Annotated in this window: 17 protein-coding genes; all 17 read left to right on the top strand. The window is 63.7% G+C overall.

All coding sequences use genetic code 11. The features are described from left to right. The first annotated feature begins 38 nt into the window (after positions 1–38). The 17 genes from LB559_RS21265 (at position 39) to LB559_RS21185 (ending at position 22,567) form a co-directional block, all read left to right on the top strand. Positions 39–1,493 (top strand): UDP-N-acetylmuramoyl-L-alanyl-D-glutamate--2,6-diaminopimelate ligase, encoded by a 1,455-nt coding sequence (locus LB559_RS21265; RefSeq protein ID WP_224674904.1) that lies wholly within the window; start codon positions 39–41, stop codon positions 1,491–1,493. Continuing rightward, the gene (locus LB559_RS21260) at positions 1,490–2,947 is read left to right on the top strand and encodes a UDP-N-acetylmuramoylalanyl-D-glutamyl-2,6-diaminopimelate--D-alanyl-D-alanine ligase (protein WP_224674903.1); all 1,458 of its coding nucleotides are present in this window, start codon (positions 1,490–1,492) and stop codon (positions 2,945–2,947) included. Before LB559_RS21265 ends, LB559_RS21260 begins: the two co-directional genes overlap by 4 nt. A gap of 18 nt (positions 2,948–2,965) precedes the next feature. Beyond that, entirely contained in the window at positions 2,966–4,048 is a 1,083-nt protein-coding gene (mraY, locus tag LB559_RS21255) for a phospho-N-acetylmuramoyl-pentapeptide-transferase (protein WP_013530954.1), read from the top strand. Positions 4,049–4,056: 8 nt separating this feature from the next. Next, entirely contained in the window at positions 4,057–5,457 is a 1,401-nt protein-coding gene (gene murD / locus LB559_RS21250; protein WP_224674902.1) for a UDP-N-acetylmuramoyl-L-alanine--D-glutamate ligase, read from the top strand. Beyond that, on the top strand, positions 5,457–6,608 hold the full coding sequence (gene ftsW, locus LB559_RS21245) for a putative lipid II flippase FtsW (RefSeq protein ID WP_013530956.1): 1,152 nt from the start codon (positions 5,457–5,459) through the stop codon (positions 6,606–6,608). Before murD ends, ftsW begins: the two co-directional genes overlap by 1 nt. A gap of 1 nt (position 6,609) precedes the next feature. After that, complete coding sequence (murG, locus tag LB559_RS21240; RefSeq protein ID WP_224674901.1) at positions 6,610–7,737, top strand: undecaprenyldiphospho-muramoylpentapeptide beta-N-acetylglucosaminyltransferase; 1,128 nt, start codon at positions 6,610–6,612, stop codon at positions 7,735–7,737. Further along, positions 7,734–9,140 carry a UDP-N-acetylmuramate--L-alanine ligase gene (murC, locus tag LB559_RS21235; protein WP_013530958.1) on the top strand — a complete coding sequence of 469 codons (1,407 nt, stop codon included), beginning with the start codon at positions 7,734–7,736 and terminating at the stop codon, positions 9,138–9,140. The genes murG and murC overlap by 4 nt, the downstream gene beginning before the upstream one ends. Then, entirely contained in the window at positions 9,137–10,102 is a 966-nt protein-coding gene (murB, locus tag LB559_RS21230) for a UDP-N-acetylmuramate dehydrogenase (protein ID WP_013530959.1), read from the top strand. The genes murC and murB overlap by 4 nt, the downstream gene beginning before the upstream one ends. Before the next feature lie 390 nt (positions 10,103–10,492). Continuing rightward, on the top strand, positions 10,493–11,419 hold the full coding sequence (locus LB559_RS21225) for a D-alanine--D-alanine ligase (RefSeq protein ID WP_024501463.1): 927 nt from the start codon (positions 10,493–10,495) through the stop codon (positions 11,417–11,419). Further along, positions 11,407–12,348, top strand: coding sequence for a cell division protein FtsQ/DivIB (locus LB559_RS21220; protein ID WP_224674900.1), 942 nt, complete (start codon positions 11,407–11,409; stop codon positions 12,346–12,348). The genes LB559_RS21225 and LB559_RS21220 overlap by 13 nt, the downstream gene beginning before the upstream one ends. Continuing rightward, positions 12,345–13,652, top strand: coding sequence for a cell division protein FtsA (gene ftsA, locus LB559_RS21215; protein ID WP_013530962.1), 1,308 nt, complete (start codon positions 12,345–12,347; stop codon positions 13,650–13,652). Before LB559_RS21220 ends, ftsA begins: the two co-directional genes overlap by 4 nt. A gap of 68 nt (positions 13,653–13,720) precedes the next feature. Beyond that, the gene (gene ftsZ, locus LB559_RS21210) at positions 13,721–15,400 is read left to right on the top strand and encodes a cell division protein FtsZ (protein WP_027160634.1); all 1,680 of its coding nucleotides are present in this window, start codon (positions 13,721–13,723) and stop codon (positions 15,398–15,400) included. A gap of 281 nt (positions 15,401–15,681) precedes the next feature. After that, entirely contained in the window at positions 15,682–16,632 is a 951-nt protein-coding gene (lpxC, locus tag LB559_RS21205; protein ID WP_013530964.1) for a UDP-3-O-acyl-N-acetylglucosamine deacetylase, read from the top strand. Positions 16,633–16,895: 263 nt separating this feature from the next. After that, positions 16,896–17,765: an outer membrane protein assembly factor BamD gene (locus LB559_RS21200; RefSeq protein WP_024501459.1), complete on the top strand. Its 870-nt coding sequence runs from the start codon at positions 16,896–16,898 to the stop codon at positions 17,763–17,765. Between the two features lie 119 nt (positions 17,766–17,884). Next, a complete protein-coding gene (gene recN, locus LB559_RS21195; protein ID WP_024501458.1) occupies positions 17,885–19,558 on the top strand; it encodes a DNA repair protein RecN in 1,674 nt (557 codons plus the stop codon). A 112-nt stretch (positions 19,559–19,670) separates the two neighbouring features. After that, the gene (gene ligA, locus LB559_RS21190; protein WP_013530967.1) at positions 19,671–21,875 is read left to right on the top strand and encodes an NAD-dependent DNA ligase LigA; all 2,205 of its coding nucleotides are present in this window, start codon (positions 19,671–19,673) and stop codon (positions 21,873–21,875) included. Further along, entirely contained in the window at positions 21,875–22,567 is a 693-nt protein-coding gene (locus LB559_RS21185; RefSeq protein ID WP_224674899.1) for a DUF2461 domain-containing protein, read from the top strand. The genes ligA and LB559_RS21185 overlap by 1 nt, the downstream gene beginning before the upstream one ends. Positions 22,568–22,720: the final 153 nt, after the last annotated feature.

The raw sequence follows: 22,720 nt of genomic DNA, 5'->3' as shown, positions 1-22,720 counted from the left end.
GCAACAGCGCGCTATTTTGTTGCGGTGAACGGGACTCGATGAAGCTCAGAGATCTAGCCGGTATCCTGCCCGTCGAGGGAATAGCTTCCGTCGATCTGGAGGTTACAGGGATTTCTTCGGATTCCCGCCAGGTAAAAGCGGGCGTTGTCTTTTTTGCGCTCGCCGGAACCAAGGCCGACGGTGCCGTTTATGCCGCAGATGCCGCCGCGCGCGGTGCGGCCGCGATCGTGGCGGGCAAGGGCAGCACCATTGCCGGGCTCCCGGTTCCGGTGCTGGCGGTCGACGATCCGCGCCTGGCGCTGGCGCAGAGTGCGGCACGCTATTTCGGCAAGCAGCCTGAGATCATGGTCGCGGTGACCGGCACCAGCGGCAAGACCTCGGTCGCAGCCTTCACCAGGCAGATCTGGGAGCAAGCCGGTTATGCCGCCGCTTCGATCGGCACCACCGGCGTGGTGGCGCCTGGGCGCAACGACTATGGTTCGCTGACGACACCCGATCCGGTCGCCCTGCATCAATTGCTGCGGGAATTGGCCGATGCCGGCGTCACCCACGCCTCGATGGAAGCCTCCAGCCATGGGCTCGACCAGCGCCGCCTCGACGGCGTGAGGCTGGCCGCCGGCGGCTTCACCAATCTCGGCCGCGACCATATGGATTATCATCCGACCATCGAGGATTATCACCGCGCCAAACTGCGCCTGTTCGACACGTTGCTGCCGAAGGGCGCGCCGGCCGTGATCTTCGCCGACGATGCATGGTCGGCGCCGACGACCGTGGCCGCAAAGGCTGCCGGGCTCAATGTGCTGACGGTCGGCCGCCATGGCGACTTCCTCAGGCTGAAGCGGGTCGAGCACGAACGCCACCGCCAGCGGGCCGAAGTCGAGGCCGACGGCGTGCTCTACGAGATCGACCTGCCGCTGGCCGGTGATTTCCAGATTTCGAACGCGCTGGTTTCGGCGGGTCTTGCCATTTCCACGGGAACACCTGTCGCCAAAGCCTTGATAGCGCTGGAGAAACTGAAGGGCGCGCCGGGCCGGCTCGACCTCGTCGGCACCACCGGCAATGGCGCGCCGGTCTATGTCGACTATGCCCACAAGCCGGACGCGCTGGAAAACGTGCTGGCTTCGGTGCGGCCGTTCACCACCGGCCGCGTCATCGTCGTGTTCGGCTGCGGCGGCGACCGCGACCGGGGAAAAAGGCCGATCATGGGCGAAATCGCGACGCGGCTTGCCGATGTCGTCATCGTCACCGACGACAATCCGCGCTCCGAAGTGGCGGAAACGATCCGTGCCGCTATTTTGGCCGCTGCTCCAGGTGCCATCGAGATCGGCGACCGGCGCCAGGCGATCCACGAAGCGGTCGCCATGCTGCATGCCGGCGACACGCTGATCGTGGCCGGTAAGGGCCACGAGGAAGGCCAGACGATCGGCTCCGAGACCTTGCATTTCTCCGATCATGAGGAAGTCCGCGCGGCACTCACGGAGCGCGCAGCATGAGCTTGCTGTGGACCTCCGAAGCGCTGGTTGCCGCCATGGACGGGCGGCCGCTCGGGCCGATGCCGGAGGGGATTTCAGGCATTTCGATCGACAGCCGCAGCCTGCAGCCGGGCGACGCCTTCTTCGCCATCAAGGGCGAGGCGATGGACGGCCATGACTTCGCAACCGCCGCCATCAAGGCTGGCGCTGGCGTGCTGGTGGTGGCCGAAGGCAAGCTGCCGTCGCTCGGCCGGCTGACAGCGCCGATCATCGTCGTCGAGGACGTGCTGGTCGCGCTGGAAAAGCTTGGAGTTGCATCGCGCGCCCGCTCGAGCGCGAAAATCATCGCTGTGACCGGTTCGGCCGGCAAGACCACCACCAAGGAAGCGCTGCGCCATGTGCTGCAAGCCGTAGGCAAGGTGCATGCCTCGGCGCAGTCCTTCAACAATCACTGGGGCGTGCCGCTGACCTTGGCGCGGATGCCTGATGATTGCGACTATGCCGTGTTTGAAATCGGCATGAACCATCCCGACGAGATCCGTCCGCTGGTCAAGATGGTGAGGCCGCATGTCGCCATCGTCACCATGATCGCGGCGGCGCATCTCGGCTTTTTCCGCAATCTGGACGAGATCGCCAAGGCCAAGGCCGAGATTTTCGAGGGGCTGGAGCCCGAGGGGGCCGCCGTCCTCAACCGCGACGATGCCCGCTTCAAGCTGCTCGACAAGATGGCCCATGCCGCCGGTGTCGAGCACGTCTACGGCTTCGGCGAGAATGCGCGCTCGACCTTCAAGCTCACCAAATGCGAACTGCATGCCGATCATTCCGACATCATCGCCAGGATCGGCGGCCACGAAGTGCCGGCGCGGATCGGCGCGCCCGGCCGCCATATGGTGCAGAACGTGCTGGCGGTGCTGGGTGCGGCGCATCTGGTCGGCGCCGATCTCGACAAGGTTGCTTCAGCACTGGCCGATCTCTCCGCCGAGCGCGGGCGCGGCAAGCGCCATGTGCTGCGCCATCCCGGTGGCTCGACTTCGAGCCACCCCGGCGGGTCGATCACGCTGATCGACGAGAGCTACAACGCCAATCCGGCATCGATGGCTGCAGCCATGGCATTGCTCAACGCGACGCCGGCGACGGGCGAGGGCCGCCGCATCGCCGTGCTCGGCGACATGCTCGAACTCGGCGACCATTCGACCAAGCTGCATGCGGCCCTTGCCGATCTCATCGTCGGCACGGGCACGCAGACCGTCTTCCTCGGCGGTCCGGAAATGCGGGCGCTGGCCGATGCGCTGCCGGCTGAGATCAAGACGGAATACCGCGCCGGTGTCGAGGAGCTGAAGCCGGTGCTGCTTGCCGCGCTCAAGCCGGGTGACGTGGTGATGATCAAATCGTCGAAGGGCATCGGTTTTGCAAAACTGGTCGATGCGCTGCTGGGCAAATTCCCGGCTGAATCGACAACCAGAAAACAGACCTAGGTCGGGGGACGAAAGCGCATGTTCACACTGCTCGTCGATTTTGCGGACAAGGTCTCGGTCTTCAATGTCTTCCGCTACATCACCTTCCGCACCGGTGGCGCGCTGATCACGTCGGCGCTGATCGTCTTCATCTTTGGACCGACCATCATCAATTCGCTGCGGCTGCGGCAAGGCAAGGGCCAGCCGATCCGCGCCGACGGGCCGCAGACACATTTCAAGAAGGCCGGTACGCCGACCATGGGCGGGCTGATGATCCTGTCGGGCATCATCGGCTCGTCGCTTTTGTGGGCGAACCTGTCGAGCATCTATGTCTGGGTGGTGCTGCTGGTGACGCTGGGCTTCGGCTCGATCGGCTTTTACGACGACTATCTGAAGGTCACCAAGCAGTCGCATCTCGGCTTTTCCGGCAAGGCACGGCTGGCGCTGGAATTCGTCATCGCCGGCATCGCCGCTTGGGTGATCATGCACAATGGCCAGGCGCCGTTCTCGTCGTCGCTGACTTTTCCCTTCGCCAAGGAATTCATCGTCAATCTCGGCTGGTTTTTCATTCCGTTCTCCTGCTTCGTCATCGTCGGCGCCGGCAATGCGGTGAACCTGACCGACGGCCTTGACGGCCTGGCGATCGTGCCGATCATGATCGCGGCTGCCTCCTTCGGCGTCATCGCCTATCTCTCCGGCAACGCCGTGTTCGCCGAATATCTGCAGATCCATTTCGTGCCCGGCACCGGTGAACTGGCGGTCGTGCTCGGCGCGGTCATCGGCGCTGGCCTCGGCTTCCTCTGGTTCAACGCGCCGCCGGCGGCGATCTTCATGGGCGACACCGGATCGCTGGCCATGGGCGGCCTGATCGGCACCGTCGCGGTCGCCACCAAGCATGAGATCGTGCTGGTCATCGTCGGCGGATTGTTCGTCGTCGAAATCCTGTCCGTCATCATCCAGGTCGGCTACTTCAAGATGACCGGCAAGCGGGTGTTCCTGATGGCGCCGATCCACCATCATTTCGAAAAGCTCGGCTGGACCGAAAGCCAGGTGGTGATCCGCTTCTGGATCATCGCCGTCATCCTGGCGCTGGTCGGCCTGTCGACCCTCAAGCTGAGATAGGAAGCCCTTTGATCCCCGCCGCATCCTTTTCAGGCAAGCGCGTTTCGCTCTTCGGGCTCGGTGGCTCGGGGATCGCGACGGCGCGCGCGCTGATCGAGGGCGGCGCGGACGTGCTGGCCTGGGACGACAATCCCGACAGTGTGGCCAAGGCCGCCATTGCCGGTATCGCGACCGCTGATTTGCGCGGCGCCGACTGGGCGAAATTCTCGGCCTTCGTGCTGTCGCCTGGTGTGCCGCTGACGCATCCCAAGCCGCATTGGACGGTGGAACTGGCGCGCGGCTCAGGCGTCGAGATCATCGGCGACATCGAGCTTTTCTGCCGCGAGCGAATGCTGAGCGCGCCGACAGCGCCTTTCATCGCCATCACCGGCACCAACGGCAAGTCGACGACGACCGCGCTGACCGCGCACATCCTGAAAGCCGCGGGACGCGATGCCCAGATGGGCGGCAATATCGGCCGCGCGGTGATGACGCTCGATCCGCCCGAGCCCGATCGGCATTATGTGGTCGAATGCTCGTCCTACCAGATCGATCTCGCGCCCTCGATCAATCCGACGGCCGGCATCCTGCTCAATCTGACGCCCGATCATCTCGACCGCCACGGCACCATGCAGCACTACGCCGCGATCAAGGAGCGGCTGGTGGCCGGCAGCGAGACGGCGATCGTCGGCATCGACGATTCCTGGTGCGCGCAGATTGCCGAGCGGCTGGAGCGGGCGGGGCGGTATGTCATCCGCATTTCCAAGCGCCTGCCGCTGACCGACGGCTATTTCGCCGATGGCAGCAATTTGATGGAAGCTGTGCACGGCCGTTACAGCCGTGTCGCCTTCCTCGAAGGCATCGGCTCCTTGCGTGGCCAGCACAATGCCCAGAACGCTCTGGCTGCGGTCGCCGCTTGCCTCAAGGTCGGGCTGGAGCTTGGCGAGATCCAGTCGGGGCTGGAAAGCTTTCCCGGCCTCGCGCACCGCATGGAGCAGGTGGGCCGCAAGGACCATGTGCTGTTCATCAACGATTCCAAGGCGACCAATGCCGATGCTGCGGCGCCGGCGCTGTCCAGCTTCGCGCGCATCTACTGGATCGCCGGCGGCCTGCCCAAGGAAGGCGGCATCGAACCCTTGCGCGGCTTCTTCCCGCGCATCGCCAAGGCCTATCTTATCGGCGAGGCGGCGCCGGCGTTTTCGGCGACGCTGGGCGAGGCCGTGCCCTACGAGATTTCAGGCACGCTGGCCGCGGCGGTCGAGCACGCCGCGCATGATGCGGCTAAGGACGACAGCGGCGAGGCGGTGGTGCTGCTGTCGCCGGCCTGCGCCAGCTTCGACCAGTTCAAGAATTTCGAAGTTCGCGGCGAAGCCTTCAGGCAAGCTGCGAATGCTATCGAGGGTGTGAAACCCATCGGAGGGGCACGATAATGCAGAGCCGTCTCGACAAAAGTCCGGTTGCGACCTGGTGGTGGACGATCGATCGCTGGTTCCTGGCGGCGTTCCTGTCGCTGATGGGCCTCGGTATCGTGCTGTCCTTCGCGGCGAGCCCGGCGGTCGCCGAACGCATCGGCCTCGACAGTTTCCACTTCGCCACCAGGCAGATCATCTTCACCGTACCGGCGCTCGGCGTGATGCTGGCTGTATCGTTCCTCGATTCCAGGCAGATCCGGCGCATGGCGCTGATCATGCTGTGCCTGATGCTGGTGCTGATGGTGGCGGTGCTCTACATCGGCGTCGAGGTGAAGGGCGCACGCCGCTGGGTGTCGCTTGCCGGCCTGTCGATCCAGCCGTCGGAATTTTTGAAACCAGCCTTCGTCATCATGTGCGCCTGGCTTTTCGCTGAGCACAAGCGCCAGCCCGACATTCCCGGCAATCTGTTCGCCATGTTGCTGCTGGTACTGGTCGTGTCGCTGCTGGTGGCGCAACCGGATCTCGGCCAGACCATGCTGACGACCGGCACCTGGGGCATCATGTTTTTCATGGCCGGGCTGCCCTGGCTGTGGATCGTTGCGCTGGGTGCCGCCGGCGTCGGCGGCGTTTTCGCCGCCTATACGGTGTTCCCGCACGTTGCCTTGCGCATCGACAAGTTTCTTACCGGCGAAGGCGACACATTCCAGGTCGATATGGGACGCGACGCGCTGATCAATGGCGGCTGGTTTGGCGTCGGACCAGGTGAGGGCACAGTCAAGCGCGTTATTCCCGACAGCCATGCCGACTTCGTCTTCTCGGTCGCAGGCGAAGAGTTCGGACTGATCATGTGCTTCTTCATCATGTCGATATTCGCCTTCATCGTGCTGCGCGGCCTCAACACGGCGCTGAAGGAGCATGACGATTTCACCCGCTATGCGGTCGGCGGCCTCGTCACCGTCTTCGGCCTGCAGGCGGTCATCAACATGTGCGTCAACCTCCAGCTTGTGCCGGCCAAGGGCATGACGCTGCCGTTCATCTCCTATGGCGGCTCCTCGCAGATCGCCATCGCCATCTCGATGGGGATGGTGCTGGCGCTGACACGCAAGCGGCCGGAAAAGCGCAAGCAGATGGGCTTTGGCCTGTCGCAACGCGCCGTGCCGGCGGAGTGATATGGCCAGAGGCGTCATCCTTCTCGCGGCAGGCGGCACCGGTGGGCATCTTTTCCCGGCCGAGGCGCTGGCGCATGAGCTGAACGAGCGCGGCTGGTCGGTGCACCTGGCGACCGACGACCGTGCCGAGCGTTTCGCCGGCCATTTTCCGGCTGCCGCCGTCCACCCGATCCAGTCGGCGACGATGGGCTCGAAAAACCCTTTTGCCCTGCTTGGTGCCTTCTGGAAAATCTGGCGCGGCGTGCGCCAGGCTTCCGCCGTCATTGGCAGGATCAAGCCGGATGCCGTCGTCGGCTTCGGCGGCTATCCAACCTTGCCGCCGCTCTACGCGGCGACACGGCGCAAGGTACCGACCCTGATCCATGAGCAGAACGCGGTGATGGGGCGCGCCAACCGGGCGCTGGCCGGCCGTGTCGACGCCATCGCCGGCGGCTTCCTGCCGCAGGACAGCAGTGCTGCCGGGGTCAAGACGGTGACGACGGGCAATCCGGTCCGGCCTGCGGTGCTGGAAGCGGCCAAGACTGCCTATGCGGCAGCTGCCGGGGATCAACCGTTCCGCCTGCTGGTTTTTGGCGGCAGCCAGGGCGCCCAATTCTTTTCCGACGCCGTGCCGGGAGCCATTGCGCTGCTTTCCGACGCCCAGCGCAAACGGCTGGTCATTACCCAACAAGCGCGCGCCGATGACGTGGCGCGGGTCAAGGCGGCCTATGCCACCCTTGGCGTCGCCGTCGAGGTCTCGCCCTTCTTCACCGATATGGCGGCACGCATGGCGGCCGCTCATCTGGTGATCTCGCGTTCCGGCGCCTCGACCGTCTCGGAGATCGCCGTCATCGGCCGGCCGGCGCTGCTGGTGCCTTATCCCCATGCGCTCGATCACGATCAGGCGGCGAACGCGGCGGCCCTTGCCGCTGCCGGCGGCGGCGAAGTGCATCCGCAATCCTCGCTCTCGTCCGAACGCATCGCAGCGCTTGTCGGCGGGCTGATGGACGACCCCGGTCGGTTGACGGCGATGGCGGCGGGTGCGAAATCGGCCGGCAGGCCGGACGCGGCACGGTTGCTCGCCGATCTTACAGAGGCTATTGCGTCCAAAAAAACCGTTTCGGATTTCAGGAAGGGGACGCAAGCATGAAGATGCCGCAGACCATCGGCCTTGTGCATTTCATCGGCATTGGCGGCATCGGCATGAGCGGCATTGCCGAAGTGCTGCACAATCTCGGCTACAAGGTGCAAGGGTCCGACCAGGCCGAAAGCGCCAATGTGCAGCGGCTGCGCGACAAGGGCATCGAATGCTTCGTCGGCCATAGGGCCGAGAATCTCGGCGATGCCGAGGTGGTGGTCGTCTCGACGGCGATCAAGAAATCCAACCCTGAGCTGAAGGCCGCGCGCGAAAAGCTGCTGCCGATCGTGCGCCGGGCCGAGATGCTGGCCGAACTGATGCGCTTTCGCCAGGCGGTGGCGATCGGCGGCACGCATGGCAAGACGACGACGACCTCGATGGTGGCGACCTTGCTCGATGCGGGCGGGCTCGATCCGACCGTGATCAATGGCGGCATCATCAATGCCTACGGCACCAACGCCCGCATGGGCGACGGCGAATGGATGGTGGTCGAGGCCGACGAGAGCGACGGCACCTTCCTGAAACTGCCGGCCGAGATCGCGGTCGTCACCAACATCGACCCCGAGCATCTTGACCACTATGGCAGCTTCGACAAGGTGCGCGAGGCGTTCCGCCAGTTTGTCGAGAACGTTCCGTTCTACGGTTTTGGCGTGATGTGCACCGATCACCCCGAAGTGCAGGCGCTGGTCAGCCGCATCGAGGACCGCCGGGTCATCACCTATGGCGAGAATGCGCAGGCCGACGTGCGCTTTACCAATCACCGCATGTCAGGTGCCATTTCGGAATTCGACGTGGTGATCCGCGACCGCAAGACCGGCGGCCAGACTGTCATAGCAGGCCTGCGCCTGCCGATGCCCGGCCGTCACAACGTCTCCAACGCGACGGCAGCAATCGCGGTCGCGCACGAACTCGGCCTGTCGGCCGAGGCGATCAAGAAGGGCCTGTCGTCCTTCGCCGGCGTCAAGCGCCGCTTCACCCATACCGGTTCGTGGGACGGCGTCGAAATATTCGACGATTACGGCCACCATCCGGTCGAGATCTCGGCGGTGCTGAAGGCGGCGCGCAGCGCCACCCAGGGTCGTGTCATCGCCATTGCCCAGCCGCATCGCTTCACCCGGCTGCATGATCTGTTCAACGAGTTTTCCACCTGCTTCAACGACGCCGACACAGTAATGGTGGCGCCGGTCTACGCGGCCGGCGAAGAGCCGATCGACGGCGTCAGCTCGGACGCGCTGGTGTCGCGCATCCGCGCCGGCGGTCATCGCGACGCGCGCTACATCGAGGGCCCGGCGGCGATTGCGCCCATCGTCCGTGATCTGGCCAAGCCGGGCGATTTCGTCGTCTTCCTTGGAGCCGGCAACATCACCCAATGGGCCTATGCGTTGCCCAAGGAGCTTGGCGGGACCGTCTCATGATGCACGGCCAGGCCCTGATCGACAGACTTGGCGACCGGCTTGCCGGCCTGCGTGGCCGCCTGACGCCGAACGCCGAGATGGACAAGATCACCTGGTTCCGTGCCGGGGGGCTGGCTGAAGCGTTGTTCCAGCCGGCCGATGAGGAGGACCTTGCCGCGTTCCTGAAAGCCGTTCCCGAAGAGATACCGCTGACGGTCGTCGGCGTCGGCTCCAACCTTCTGGTCCGCGATGGCGGCATCGAGGGCTTTGTCATTCGGCTTTCGGCCAAGGGTTTCGGCGATGCCGAGGTGATTTCGCCAATCAGGATCAAGGCGGGAGCTGCTACCCCCGACAAGCGCGTCGCAGCGGTGGCGCTCGAGGCCGGCATTGGCGGCTTTCATTTCTACCACGGCATTCCGGGTGCAATCGGCGGTGCGCTGCGAATGAATGCCGGCGCCAATGGCGTCGAGACGCGCGAGCGCGTCATCGAAGTGCGAGCACTCGATCGCAAGGGCAATGTGCAGACGCTGAGCAATGCCGATATGGGATACGCCTATCGCCATTCGGCGGCTCCCTCCGGGCTGATCTTCACCTCCGCCGTGTTCGAAGGCTTTGCCGAGGACAGGGCGACCATCAAGGCTGCGATGGAGGCCGTGCAGAACCATCGTGAGACCGTGCAGCCGATCCGCGAGAAGACCGGCGGCTCGACCTTCAAGAATCCCGACGGCACATCGGCCTGGAAGGAGATCGACAAAGCGGGCTGCCGCGGCCTGATGATCGGCGGCGCGCAGATGTCGCCGATGCATTGCAACTTCATGATCAACACCGGAACCGCGACCGGCTACGACCTTGAATATCTCGGCGAGACGGTGCGCACGCGGGTGCTGGAGAATTCCGGTATCCGGCTGCAATGGGAAATCAAGCGCATCGGCAATTTCCGGCCAGGGCATGCCGTTCAGGAGTTTCTCGGGCAGCTCCTTTAAGGTGCGCTGATATTCAGGTGATGCTCCGCTCCGGTTCTCGAAAGCCATCGTTTTCGACTCGGCCTGACCTGAATCTCGACACACCTAGCGCGTGTTGAAGTTCATGTGATGCATGAACTTCAACGAGGCGAAAAACGGTCCGCGACCGTTGCCGCAAAGACTCAACGACACGCTTTTCGCATCCATTTTCTCAGAAAGTGAATCTCTCGGAATCGTAAGCACTTGCCAGTGAATCAACTCTCTGATTCTCTGCTCGAAAGCGTTTCCTGATTTGAGTCGTTCGACGCGTTTTCAGCGTTTTCCGTCTGGGGGGCAACCTGCCGGGAGACTCTGACTCAATGTTGCGGAAAATCTGGTTTTGGTCCGCCGTGAGAGAGGGGATGCCGGGGAATGAAAAACAAGCATGTGGCCGTCCTGCTGGGTGGTTTTTCGTCCGAGCGGCCCGTGTCCCTGTCCTCCGGAAAGGCTTGCGCCGATGAGCTTGAGAAGGAAGGTTACCAGGTCACCCGCGTCGATGTCGGGCGCGATGTCGGCTCCGTGCTTGCCGAGCTCAAGCCCGATGTCGCCTTCAATGCGCTGCACGGCCCCTTCGGCGAGGACGGTACCATCCAGGGCATCCTCGAATATCTCGGCATTCCCTACACCCATTCCGGCGTGCTCGCCTCGGCTCTGGCCATGAACAAGGAGCAGGCCAAACGGGTTGCCAAGGCAGTCGGCATCGTGGTCGCCGAATCGAAGGTCGCCAGCCGCTTCGCCATCCAGAACAAGCATCCGATGAAGCCGCCCTATGTGGTCAAGCCAGTCAATGAGGGCTCAAGCTTCGGCGTCGTCATCGTGCATGAAGGTCAGTCGCATCCGCCGCAGGTTCTTGGCTCGTCGGAATGGAAATATGGCGATACCGTCATGGTCGAGCGCTACATTCACGGCAGGGAGCTGACCTGCGCGGTGATGGGCGATGTGGCGCTGGGGGTCTGCGAGATCATCCCGACCGGCCATTCCTTCTACGACTATGATTCAAAATATGTCGCCGGGGGATCAAAGCACGAATGCCCCGCAAAAGTTTCACCGAATATTTACCAAAAAATACAAACACTGGCGCTCAAGGCTCACCAAGCGATCGGCTGTCGGGGCGTTTCCCGGTCGGACTTCCGTTATGACGATCGGCATTCCGAAAACGGCGAGATTGTCTGGCTCGAGGTCAACACCCAGCCGGGTATGACGCCGACGTCCTTGGTGCCTGAAATCGCCGCCCAGGCCGGGCACTCGTTTGGCGATTTGTTGAGTTGGATGGTGGAGGACGCTTCGTGTCTGCGTTGAAATGGGGACAGGGTAGGGAGAGGGGCGCGGCCGGTCCGGCGCTGTTCGGCCTGTCGTTGCCGTTGGACCATTTCGTGCTGCCGCGGATGCTGCGCCGCCCGGTGCGCATTATGGCGCGCCTCGGTGTCGGGGAATTCCAGGCGCCGCGCTTTTCCGCGGCCATGATGTCGGCCATGCTGATTTTCTCGAGCAGTGCCTATGGCGCCTATCTCGGCGGTCATGTCGACGGTATCGTGCAGAGCATCACCGCCCGTACCGGATTTGCCGTCGATCAGGTCAAGGTGGTGGGCAATCGCCAGACCTCGGAAATCGATATACTCGACAGGCTTGAACTCGACGGCTGGACGTCGCTGATCGGCTTTAATGCCGAGGCCGCGCGGGAACGAATTGCGACCTTGCCGTGGATCGAGGTCGCGGCGGTGCGCAAGGTCTATCCGCATACGCTGGAAGTGCGTGTCGAGGAGCGTGAGGCTTTCGCGCTCTGGCAGCAGGGTGATGAGCTTTCGGTCATCGAGAGGAATGGCGCCATGATCGCGCCGTTCTCGGGCGGCAAGCAGGTGCTTCTGCCGCTGCTGATCGGCACCGGCGCGCCGGCGAGCGCGCCCGATTTCCTGGCCAAGGTCGAAAAATATCCCGAGCTCGCGAACCGGATCAAAGGTTATATCCGTGTCGGCGAACGGCGCTGGGACCTGAAGCTGGACAATGGCATCACCATCAAGCTTCCCGAGGACGACGAGGATCAGGCCCTCGCCGAACTCGTGAAGATGGATCATGACAACGGTTTGCTGTCGCGCGACATCGCCGCCGTCGACATGCGCCTGACGGACCGGCTGGTCGTCCAGTTGACGGCGGAAGCGGCGACGCAGCGCGAAGCCGCCCTCAACGAGAAACCCAAGAGCCTGAAGCGCAAGCCGGAGACGAAGATATGAGCTGGCTTGGCAGTCCTGGCGATGCCGCGTCGCGCCGGTCTGGCACCCTGACGGTGCTGGATGTCGGTTCGAGCAAGGTCTGCTGCATGGTGGCCAAGCTCAAGCCGTGCGATGACGGCAAGCTGCTGCGCGGCCGTTCGCACCGGATCCAGGTGATCGGCATCGGCCATCAGAAGTCGCAAGGCGTGAAGTCGGGTGTCGTGGTCGATCTCGACAGGGCGGAGCATGCCATCCGCCTTTCCGTCGACGCAGCCGAGCGCATGGCCGGGCTGACGGTCGATTCGCTGATCGTCAACATGACGGCCGGCCGGCTGAAGAGCGAAGCCTTCTCCGCCACCATCAATCTTGGCGGCCACGAGGCCGACGAGGCCGACATCAAGCGCGTTCTCGGTGCTGGCGCCAAGCAGGCGCTGAAGGCCGAGCGCGAAGTGATCCATTCGCTTCCCGTCGGCTTCTCGCTGGATGCCGAACGCGGCGTGCGCGATCCGCGCGGCATGGTCGGCGACGCACTCGGCGTCGACATGCATGTGCTGACCGGCGACGCCGCGCCGATGCGCAATCTGGAGCTGTCCATCAACCGTTCGCATCTGTCGGTCGAGCGCATGGTGGCGACGCCCTATGCCAGCGGGCTGGCGGCGCTGGTCGACGACGAGCTGGAAATGGGTGCGGCCTGCATCGACATGGGCGGCGGCACGACGACGATCTCGGTGTTTTCGGAAGGCAAGTTCGTCCATGGCGATGCCATCGCCATCGGCGGCAATCATGTCACGCTGGACATGGCCAAGGGGTTGTCGACCTCGCTTGATGCCGCCGAACGGCTGAAGGTGATGCATGGTTCGGCGCTGCCCGGCAGCGCCGACGATCGCGACCTGGTCTCGATCCAGCCGATCGGCGACGATGGCGACGTGCCCTTGCAGATCCCGCGCTCGGTGATGACGCGTATCGTGCGCGCCCGCATCGACGAGACGCTCGAACTGCTGCGCGACCGGCTGAACAAGTCCGGCTATGGCAATGCAGTGGGCAAGCGTGTGGTTCTTACCGGCGGCGCCAGCCAGCTTGCCGGCCTGCCGGAGGCGGCGCGCCGCATCCTGGGACGAAATGTGCGCATCGGCCGCCCGCTCGGCGTGGCCGGCCTGCCGGAAGCGGCGAAGGGGCCGGCCTTCTCGGCCGCGGTGGGGCTTCTGATCTACCCGCAGATGGCGAGCTTCGAGAGCCATCCGGCGAAAGGAATTTCCGGTCTCAAAATGACCGGAACGGGCGGAAAACTGCATCGCATGAGTCAGTGGTTGAGAGACAGTTTCTAAAATTGACGGGGACAGCCCCATAGGCGGCCGCGGCGGCGAAGCGGCGTGAAAGGCAAAGGACGGAGACAATGACCATCAATCTGCAAAAGCCGGACATCACCGAGCTTAAGCCGCGCATCACCGTGTTCGGTGTCGGCGGCGGCGGCGGCAATGCCGTCAACAACATGATCACCGCCGGTTTGCGCGGCGTCGAGTTCGTGGTGGCCAACACCGACGCGCAGGCGCTGACCATGTCGAAGGCAGGCCGCCTGATCCAGCTCGGCGCTCACGTCACCGAGGGGCTCGGTGCGGGATCGCAGCCGGAAGTCGGCCGTGCGGCGGCGGAAGAGTGCATCGATGAAATCCTCGATCACCTGACCAACACCCATATGTGCTTCGTGACAGCCGGCATGGGCGGCGGCACCGGCACCGGTGCTGCTCCCGTCGTTGCCCGCGCAGCGCGCGAAAAGGGCATCCTCACCGTCGGCGTCGTCACCAAGCCGTTCCACTTCGAAGGCCAGCGCCGCATGAAGACCGCGGACTTCGGCATCGAGGAATTGCAGAAATGCGTCGATACGCTGATCGTCATCCCCAACCAGAACCTGTTCCGGCTGGCCAATGACAAGACCACCTTCGCCGATGCCTTCGCCATGGCCGACCAGGTGCTCTATTCCGGTGTCGCCTGCATCACCGACCTGATGGTCAAGGAAGGCCTGATCAATCTCGACTTCGCCGACGTCCGTTCCGTCATGCGCGAGATGGGCAAGGCGATGATGGGCACCGGCGAAGCTTCGGGCGAGGGCCGCGCGATGGCCGCCGCCGAAGCGGCGATCGCCAACCCGCTGCTCGACGAGACCTCGATGAAGGGCGCCAAGGGCCTGCTGATCTCGATCACCGGCGGCCGCGACCTGACGCTGTTCGAAGTCGACGAAGCGGCGACCCGTATCCGCGAGGAAGTCGACCAGGACGCCAACATCATCCTGGGCGCCACTTTCGACGAGGAACTCGAAGGCGTCATCCGCGTCTCGGTGGTTGCCACCGGCATCGACAAATCGGCGGCTGAAATCGCCGCTGCGCCGATCTCGATCCGCACAGCGCCTCCGAAGCCGGTCAGCCGCCCGGTGGCTCAGATCGCGGAGGCTCGCCCGGCGCCTGTTCAGCAGGCGGCCTACGAGCCACGCGCTGTCGACCCTGTCGCCGAAGCCATCCAACTGGCCGAAGCCAATGCCGCGGCGATGGCGCAGGCGCGCCCGGCTCCTGTCGCTCACGCAGAAGATTTCCGCCCGCAGAGCAAAATCTTCCAGGCGCCGCCAGCACAGCCGATGCCGCAGCCGGTGGTCCAGCAGATGCAGCCGGCCCCGCAGCCGCGCGAGATGCTGCGCGAAGCCCCGCAGCCTGTTGCCATGGCGCCTCAGCGTATGCCGCGCGTCGAGGACTTCCCGCCGGTCGTCAAGGCCGAGGTGGATGCCAAGAGCCGCCCGGTTGACCACGAGAACAACAGCGGACCGATGGGCCTGCTGAAGCGCCTGACCAACGGACTGACCCGCCGCGAGGAAGAACCCGCAAGGCTGCAGCCGGCGCAGCCGCGCGAGCCCAAGCTGCGCCAGGCCGCGCCCGAAGTGCGCCGCCTCGCCAGCCAGGATGCGCAGCTCTATGCGCCGCGCCGTGGCCAACTCGACGATCAGGGCCGCCTGACGCCGCAGGTGAGGACGACTCAGGAAGACGATCAGCTGGAGATTCCGGCGTTCCTGCGCCGGCAGGCCAACTGATTGGTAAACGGACTGTAACATTTGTTAACAGGCAAGCGAGGAATCGCTTGCCTGTTAACGTTTTAAATGATGTGATTTCAACAACTTACAAAGTCGCACCCATTCCAGTTCGCGGTTACACAGAGTAAGAAACCGTGATTTGGAGTCTCCCTGACGGGACATTATCTTCGCTGCCTACCATCATCGGTTTGCCGGGATTTCGGGGGAAGTCGCCCTGCCAGCCGATTCACACAAGAGCCGCGCCCTCGGGCTGGAGAAGCGGACCTAGGCATTACGGGCTTATGGGGATTGTCTTGCACGACTATCAGACGACATTGAAGACGCGCGCGTCGCTTACCGGCACCGGCGTCCACAGCGGCAAGGAAGTGTCCATCAGCTTCATGCCGGCGGATGCCGACACCGGCATCGTTTTCCAGCTTTTCAACGGTGCCGAGCAGGGCCGCGAGTTTCGTGCCCTGGTCTCGGAAGTCGGCGCCACCGACCTGTGCACCATGCTTGGTGATCCCGCCGGCGAGCATATCGCCACGGTCGAGCACATCATGGCGGCGCTGTTTGGGCTCGGCATCGACAATGTCGCTGTCGAGATCGACGGTTCCGAGGTTCCGATCTTCGATGGCAGCGCCATGGCGTTCGTCGAAGCCATCGACCAGGCGGGCATCGAGACGCTTTCGGTCAAGCGCCGCTATATCAGGGTCATCAAGCCGGTCCGCATCGAGAACGGCGCCTCGTGGGCGGAGTTTCGGCCCTATGACGGAACCCGTTTCGAGATCGAGATCGACTTCGAAAGCCCGGCGATCGGCCGTCAGCTGTTTGCCTCCGACCTCAATGCCGATATTTTCCGTCGCGACATCGCGCGCGCCCGCACCTTCGGCTTCATGAAGGATGTCGAGCGGCTGTGGGCTGCAGGCTATGCGCTCGGCTCCTCGCTGGAGAATTCGCTGGTGATCGGCGACGACAACCGCGTCATCAATATGGGCGGCCTGCGCTATCCCAACGAATTCGTGCGCCATAAAACGCTTGACGCCATGGGCGACCTGGCGCTGGCCGGCGCCCGCTTCATCGGCTGCTTCCGCTCCTATCGCGGCGGTCACAGGATGAATGCCGCGGCCCTGCGCCGCCTGCTGTCGGATCGCACGGCGTTCGAGATCGTCGAGACGACGCGCCGGGAGCGTGGCCGCAGCGCCGAGATGAACGCCGTCAACGCGCCGCTCTACGCGCCCTGGATGATCTGATTTTCCCAGGTTTTTCGGGTTCCATGGGCGATAGCGCGTGTTGCAGGAATGCACCACCCGCCAGTGAAATTGCATTGATGTCCAAGCTGCGTCCGGCCGCCACAAAAATGTGCGATTGGCCGGAGATAGCGTTGCCGGGCAAGGCGGTTATGGTTTATGGCTGCTGCCGTCGATTAGTGCATGTCGTTCAAAAGTGGGGACCAGTTTTGAAACAATGGCATGCAACTGGCATTGAAATAGCGCCGAAAGGGCGAGATCCAATCATGTTCTTCAAGCGAGTTGGTCAATTGAAAGCACCGCAGAGGGCCGTTTTCCTGGCGCTTTCAGTAGTTGTTCCATCGCTCTTCCTGTCGGCCTGCATGTCGTCGGAGAAAGATATCGACCTGTCGACCTATGTCGACCAGACCGAGCCGGCCGATGTTCTCTACAACCAGGGCCTTGCTAATCTCAATGCCGGGCGCCTGCAGGAGGCGAGCCGCAAGTTCGACGCCGTCGACCGCCAGCATCCCTATTCGGAATGGGCCCGCAAATCGATGGTGATGGGCGCTTTCGCCGACTATCGCCAGGGCAATTACGATGAGGCTATCGGCTCGGCCAAGCGCTATCTCACGCTTTACCCGTCGACCGATGACGCCGCCTATGCGCAGTACATCATCGGCTTGAGCTACTACCGCCAGATCAAGGACGTGACGCAGGACCAGAAGGAAGCGCGTCAGACCGTCCAGACGATGCAGGATCTGGTGACGCGCTGGCCGACATCGGAATATGTCGACGACGCCAAGGAAAAGATCCGCTTCGCCAACGATCAGTTGGCCGGCAAGGAGATGCAGATCGGCCGCTACTATCTCGAGCGGCGTGAATACATCGCCGCCGTCAAGCGCTTCCGCACCGTGGTCGAGAACTATTCCAACACGCGCCATGTCGAGGAGGCGCTCGCGCGTCTGACCGAAAGCTATTACGCGATGGGTCTGACTTCGGAGGCGCAGACGGCCGCCGCCGTGCTCGGCACCAACTACCCTGACAGCCCGTGGTACAAGGATTCCTACAAGCTCTTGCAGAGCAATGGGCTTGCACCGCGCGAAAATGCAGGGTCGTGGATATCCAAGGCCGGAAAGATGATCACCGGCGCCTGACGTATGAGCATCGACTGAAGCGTTCACAGCGCTTTTCGGATTGATCCGGTGCTCAAACAAAAAGATAGTGCGGCGCTGCGACTGCAAATGGTCGCGTGCCGTTCTAGATTCGGGTTCTGATGCTTTCCAGACTGTCGATCCGCGATATCGTCCTGATCGAGAAGCTGGATATCGACTTCCAGCCGGGTCTTTCGGTGCTGACCGGCGAAACCGGTGCCGGCAAATCCATCCTGCTCGATGCCCTGTCGCTGGCGCTCGGTGCGCGCGGCGACGCGTCGCTGGTGCGCCATGGCGCGGCGCAAGGCCAGGTCATCGCCGTCTTCGACGTGCCGCGCAATCATCCGGCGCGTGCGCTGCTTGCCGACAATGCGATCGAGGATGATGGCGACATCATCCTGCGCCGCCTGCAGACGGCGGACGGCCGCACCCGTGTCTTCGTCAACGATCAGCCTTCGAGCGTCACGCTGATGCGCGATGTCGGGCGCGCGCTGGTCGAGATCCACGGCCAGCACGATGAACGCGCGCTGGTCGATCCCGGCGCGCATCGCGAGGTGCTCGATGCTTTCGGTGGCCATCTCGGCGCCGTCCGCTCGACCGGCGAGGCATGGCGGCACTGGCGCGCCTGCGAGCAGGAGCTGTCGCGCCACCGCGCCAAGGTGGCGGCGGCCGCGCGCGAGGCCGACTATTTGCGCGCCGCGGTGGCGGAGTTGACGAAGCTCGATCCGCAGCCGGGCGAGGAGACGGATCTCGCCGAACTGCGGGCGTCGATGATGCGGGCCGAGAAGATCGCTTCCGAAATCCATGATGCGCAGGATGTGCTGTCCGGCCCGTCCTCGCCCTTGCCGCAACTGGCCAGCCTGCTGCGACGACTGCAGCGTAAGGTGACGGAGGCGCCCGGCCTGCTCGACGACGTCGTCAAATCGCTCGACGAGGCGATGCTGTCGCTCGACGCGGCGCAATCGGGCGTCGAGGCAGCACTGCGCGCCACCGAATATGATCCGCAGCGGTTGGAGAAGGCGGAGGAGCGGCTGTTCTCGCTGCGCGCGGCCTCGCGCAAGCACAGCGTCGCCGTCGACGATCTGGCGCAGCTTCGCGACACGATGTCGGCCGATCTTGCCGATCTCGATGCCGGCGAGGAGCGCCTGCACGGGCTGGAAAAGCAGGCCGCCGCGGCACGCGAGACCTACGACATTGCCGCCGCGCAGCTGTCCTCGCTTCGCCACGCGGCGGCGGTCGGCCTGACCAAGGCGGTGATGGCGGAATTGCCGGCGCTCAAGCTCGAACGCGCCGCCTTTATCGTGGAAATGAAGAGCGAGGCCGAGAGCCGCATGGAAGAGGGCATCGACCAGATCGAATTCTGGGTGCGCACCAATCCAGGCACGCGGCCCGGGCCGATGATGAAAGTGGCGTCCGGCGGCGAACTTTCACGCTTCCTTCTGGCGTTGAAGGTCGCGCTGGCCGACCGCGGCTCGGCGCCGACGCTGGTTTTCGATGAAATCGATACTGGGGTGGGCGGCGCTGTCGCCGACGCGATCGGCCAGCGGCTGGCGCGGCTGTCGAAGCGCGTCCAGGTGCTCTCGGTGACGCATGCGCCACAGGTCGCGGCACGCGCGGCGACGCATTTCCTGATCTCCAAATCCGGCACCACCGACCGTGTCGCCACCGGCATTGCCGAGATGGACCGGCCGGCGCGGCAGGAAGAGATCGCGCGCATGCTGGCCGGCGCCACCATCACCGACGAGGCGCGCGCCGCCGCCGAGCGATTGCTGCGTGAAAACACCACGGCGGCATAAGAACAACAGGTATCAGGGATCGAGTCAGGATATGGCTCCATCCTGCTGTTCAGGAATGATTTTCCCAAAATCCTGATCTATTGTGGCGGGCCACCGTCCGGGGAAGGAAAGCATGGCTGAAAAACCTGTCGATTCGCTCAGTGAGAGCGAGGCCGAAGCCGAGCTGAAGCGGCTGGCGGAAGAGATCGCCGAGCACGACCGGCGCTACCATACCGAAGATGCGCCTGTTATCACCGATGCCGAGTATGATGCGCTGGCGCGGCGCAACCTTGCCATCGAGGAGCGCTTTCCGGCGCTGGTGCGCGAGGATTCGCCATCGCTCAGGGTCGGAGCAGCGCCCGCGGAAGGCTTTACCAAGGTGCGCCATGCCGTGCCGATGCTCAGCCTTGCCAAGGCCTATACAGACGATGATGTCACGGATTTCATCGAACGCGGGCGGCGGTTCTTCGATCGCGACAAGGAACTCGACATTGCGTTCACGGCCGAACCGAAGATCGACGGGCTATCGGCTTCGCTGCGTTACGAAAACGGTGTGTTCGTGCAGGGCGCAACGCGTGGCAACGGCGCCGTCGGCGAAGACATCACCGCCAATTTGAAGACCATCGCCGACATCCCTGCAAAGCTGAAAGGCTCGGGCTGGCCCGAAACCATCGAGATCCGCGGCGAGGTCTATATGACCTATGCGGAATTCGAGGCGCTGAAGCAGCGCTCGGCAGCCGTCGGCGGCCAGGACTACGTCAATCCGCGCAACACGGCGGCCGGGTCGCTGCGCCAGAAGGATCCATCCGTCACCGCCAGCCGCAACCTCAAATTCTTCGCCTATGCCTGGGGTTACACGACAGCGGATCCGGCTCCGACCCAGTATGATTCGGTGCAGAAATTCGCCGAGTGGGGATTCAAGATCAGTCCGCTGATGGTGCGGGCGAAATCGGCCGAGGAGTTGATCGCGCATTATCATCGGATCGAGGAGCAGCGCTCGGCGCTCGGCTACGATATCGACGGCGTCGTCTACAAGGTCGACCAGCTGGAGTTGCAGCGCCGCTGGGGCTTCGTCACCGGCGAACCGCGCTGGGCGATCGCGCATAAATTTCCGGCCGAACAGGCGATGACGACCGTGCAGAAGATCGACATCCAGGTCGGCCGTACCGGTACGCTGGCGCCGGTCGCGCGGCTGGCGCCGGTCACGGTCGGCGGCGTCGTGGTCGAGAACGTCACGCTGCACAATGAGGATTACATCAAGGGCCTGGACTCGACCGGCCAGCCGATCCGCGACGGCATCGACGTGCGCATCGGCGATACGGTCGTGATCCAGCGGGCAGGCGATGTCATTCCGCAGATCGTCAGCGTCGTCATCGACAAGCGGCCGGCCGATGCCGTGCCGTACGAATTCCCGCACACCTGTCCGATCTGCGGCTCGCCGGCGACGCGCGAGATCAACGAGAAGACCGGCAAGGAAGATTCCCGCCGCCGCTGCACCGGCGAGCTGATCTGCCCGGCGCAGGCGGTGGAAGGATTGCGCCACTTCGTGTCGCGCGGTGCCTTGGACATCGAAGGCCTTGGTGCCGAGAACATAGATACCTTCTTCAATGCGGGATTGATCAGGACCGCCGCCGATATTTTCACGCTCAGGGATCGCCGTCCGGCTGTCACCAGGGCGCTGGCGGAACGGCGCGAGGAACAGGCGAGGCAGCGCGAGGCCGCATCGGGCAAGACGCGCAAGAACGTGCGCAGCGTCGAGGACCGCAATTATGAGGGCCTCGACAAGCTGTTCGCGGCCATCGATTCGCGCCGCGAGCCGGAGCTCGATCGCTTCATCTTCGCGCTCGGCATCCGCCATATCGGCGAAACGACAGCCGCCGTGCTTGCCCGCACCTTCTCGACCATCGAGGAACTGATCCGCGTCGGCAAGGAGACAGCGGCAGCGGAGGATCCGCACAGTGTCTTCCCGTCGGTCAACGGCATTGGCGACACGGTGATCGATGCGCTTCGCGACTTCTTCGGCAATGAGCGCAATGACGACGTGCTTGATGCGTTGCTCCGCCAAGTCAAGCCGAAGCCGTATATCGTCAACGTCTCGGCCGATAGCGAGGTCGCGGGCAAGACTGTCGTCTTCACCGGCTCGCTGGAAAAGATGACACGCTCCGAGGCCAAGGCGATGGCGGAGCGCCTCGGCGCCAAGGTCGCGGGCTCGGTTTCGGCGAAGACGGATCTGGTGGTCGCCGGGCCGGGTGCCGGCTCCAAGCTCAAGCTCGCCAGCGAACTCGGCATCGAGGTCATCGACGAAGATGCCTGGCTGGCGCGGATCGGCAAGGCCTGATGGACGGCGCATTCAAAGGGTTCGGCCCAAAAGCCATTCCGTTCCTCAAGGCGCTGGATTTCCACCAGAGCCGAGAGTGGTTTTTGGAGAACCGTGACCTGTTCGAACAGGAATTGCGCGATCCGCTCAGTGATCTCGTCGACGCGCTGACCGAGCGCTTCGCAAAGGCGGGTCTCGGCCTGCGCGGGGATCGCAAGAAGTCGCTGTTCCGCATCAATCGCGACGTGCGCTTCGCCAAGGACAAGCGGCCCTACAACAGGCATTTATCGGCCATCCTGTCGCCCGACGGCACCAAGATGGAGCAGGGCGTGTTCTACGTGCATATCGGGCTTGAGCGCTGCTTCGCCGACATTGCCTGGTGGCAGCCGGAGCCGGCGCTGCTGCTGGCGATGCGCAAAGCCATCGCGACGAAGCCGGACAGGTTTCGTGCCCTGGTGGCGGCGTTGAAGAAGAACCGGCTTGAACTCGAGACCGAAGGCCGCATGAAGCGTACGCCACGCGGCTTCGAGGAAATCAGCGATGCCGACCTTGTCGCCGCCATCCGCAACCGGCATTTTGTCGTCCAGCATGTTATCGATCCCGCGGGAATCCATACGGCTGATCTGGTCGACGAACTCGTCGATTTCACCTTGCGCGCCAAGCCGCTGCTCGACTGGGGCAGGGCGATCGAGGGCAAGATCCTGAAGGAATAAGCGTCTAACTCAGCCGATCCAGCGATCATTTCCGCTGATCGTTTGGCTCAAGCGAATTCGTGTGACACGGCAAGCCGCGCCACCTACATACCGCGCTTCCCTTGTTGTTGTGCATGTCGTTATCCCCTTTTGGGCGACATGCATCAGGAGTGG

The sequence above is a fragment of the Mesorhizobium sp. BR1-1-3 genome (genome assembly GCF_020165455.1).
GTDB lineage: Bacteria > Pseudomonadota > Alphaproteobacteria > Rhizobiales > Rhizobiaceae > Mesorhizobium > Mesorhizobium ciceri.
This window is presented reverse-complemented; position numbering and strand designations above follow the sequence as displayed.

Bases quoted from the DNA above. Each gene is read 5' to 3' on its own strand.
- ligA (WP_013530967.1), top strand. From the start codon at position 19,671: ATGGCTGAAAAACCTGTCGATTCGCTCAGTGAGAGCGAGGCCGAAGCC.
- ftsA (WP_013530962.1), top strand. From the start codon at position 12,345: ATGAGCTGGCTTGGCAGTCCTGGCGATGCCGCGTCGCGCCGGTCTGGC.
- ftsW (WP_013530956.1), top strand. From the start codon at position 5,457: ATGCAGAGCCGTCTCGACAAAAGTCCGGTTGCGACCTGGTGGTGGACG.
- murB (WP_013530959.1), top strand. From the start codon at position 9,137: ATGATGCACGGCCAGGCCCTGATCGACAGACTTGGCGACCGGCTTGCC.
- mraY (WP_013530954.1), top strand. From the start codon at position 2,966: ATGTTCACACTGCTCGTCGATTTTGCGGACAAGGTCTCGGTCTTCAAT.
- LB559_RS21200 (WP_024501459.1), top strand. From the start codon at position 16,896: ATGTTCTTCAAGCGAGTTGGTCAATTGAAAGCACCGCAGAGGGCCGTT.
- murG (WP_224674901.1), top strand. From the start codon at position 6,610: ATGGCCAGAGGCGTCATCCTTCTCGCGGCAGGCGGCACCGGTGGGCAT.
- LB559_RS21185 (WP_224674899.1), top strand. From the start codon at position 21,875: ATGGACGGCGCATTCAAAGGGTTCGGCCCAAAAGCCATTCCGTTCCTC.
- murC (WP_013530958.1), top strand. From the start codon at position 7,734: ATGAAGATGCCGCAGACCATCGGCCTTGTGCATTTCATCGGCATTGGC.
- lpxC (WP_013530964.1), top strand. From the start codon at position 15,682: ATGGGGATTGTCTTGCACGACTATCAGACGACATTGAAGACGCGCGCG.
- recN (WP_024501458.1), top strand. From the start codon at position 17,885: ATGCTTTCCAGACTGTCGATCCGCGATATCGTCCTGATCGAGAAGCTG.
- LB559_RS21265 (WP_224674904.1), top strand. From the start codon at position 39: ATGAAGCTCAGAGATCTAGCCGGTATCCTGCCCGTCGAGGGAATAGCT.
- LB559_RS21260 (WP_224674903.1), top strand. From the start codon at position 1,490: ATGAGCTTGCTGTGGACCTCCGAAGCGCTGGTTGCCGCCATGGACGGG.
- LB559_RS21225 (WP_024501463.1), top strand. From the start codon at position 10,493: ATGAAAAACAAGCATGTGGCCGTCCTGCTGGGTGGTTTTTCGTCCGAG.
- ftsZ (WP_027160634.1), top strand. From the start codon at position 13,721: ATGACCATCAATCTGCAAAAGCCGGACATCACCGAGCTTAAGCCGCGC.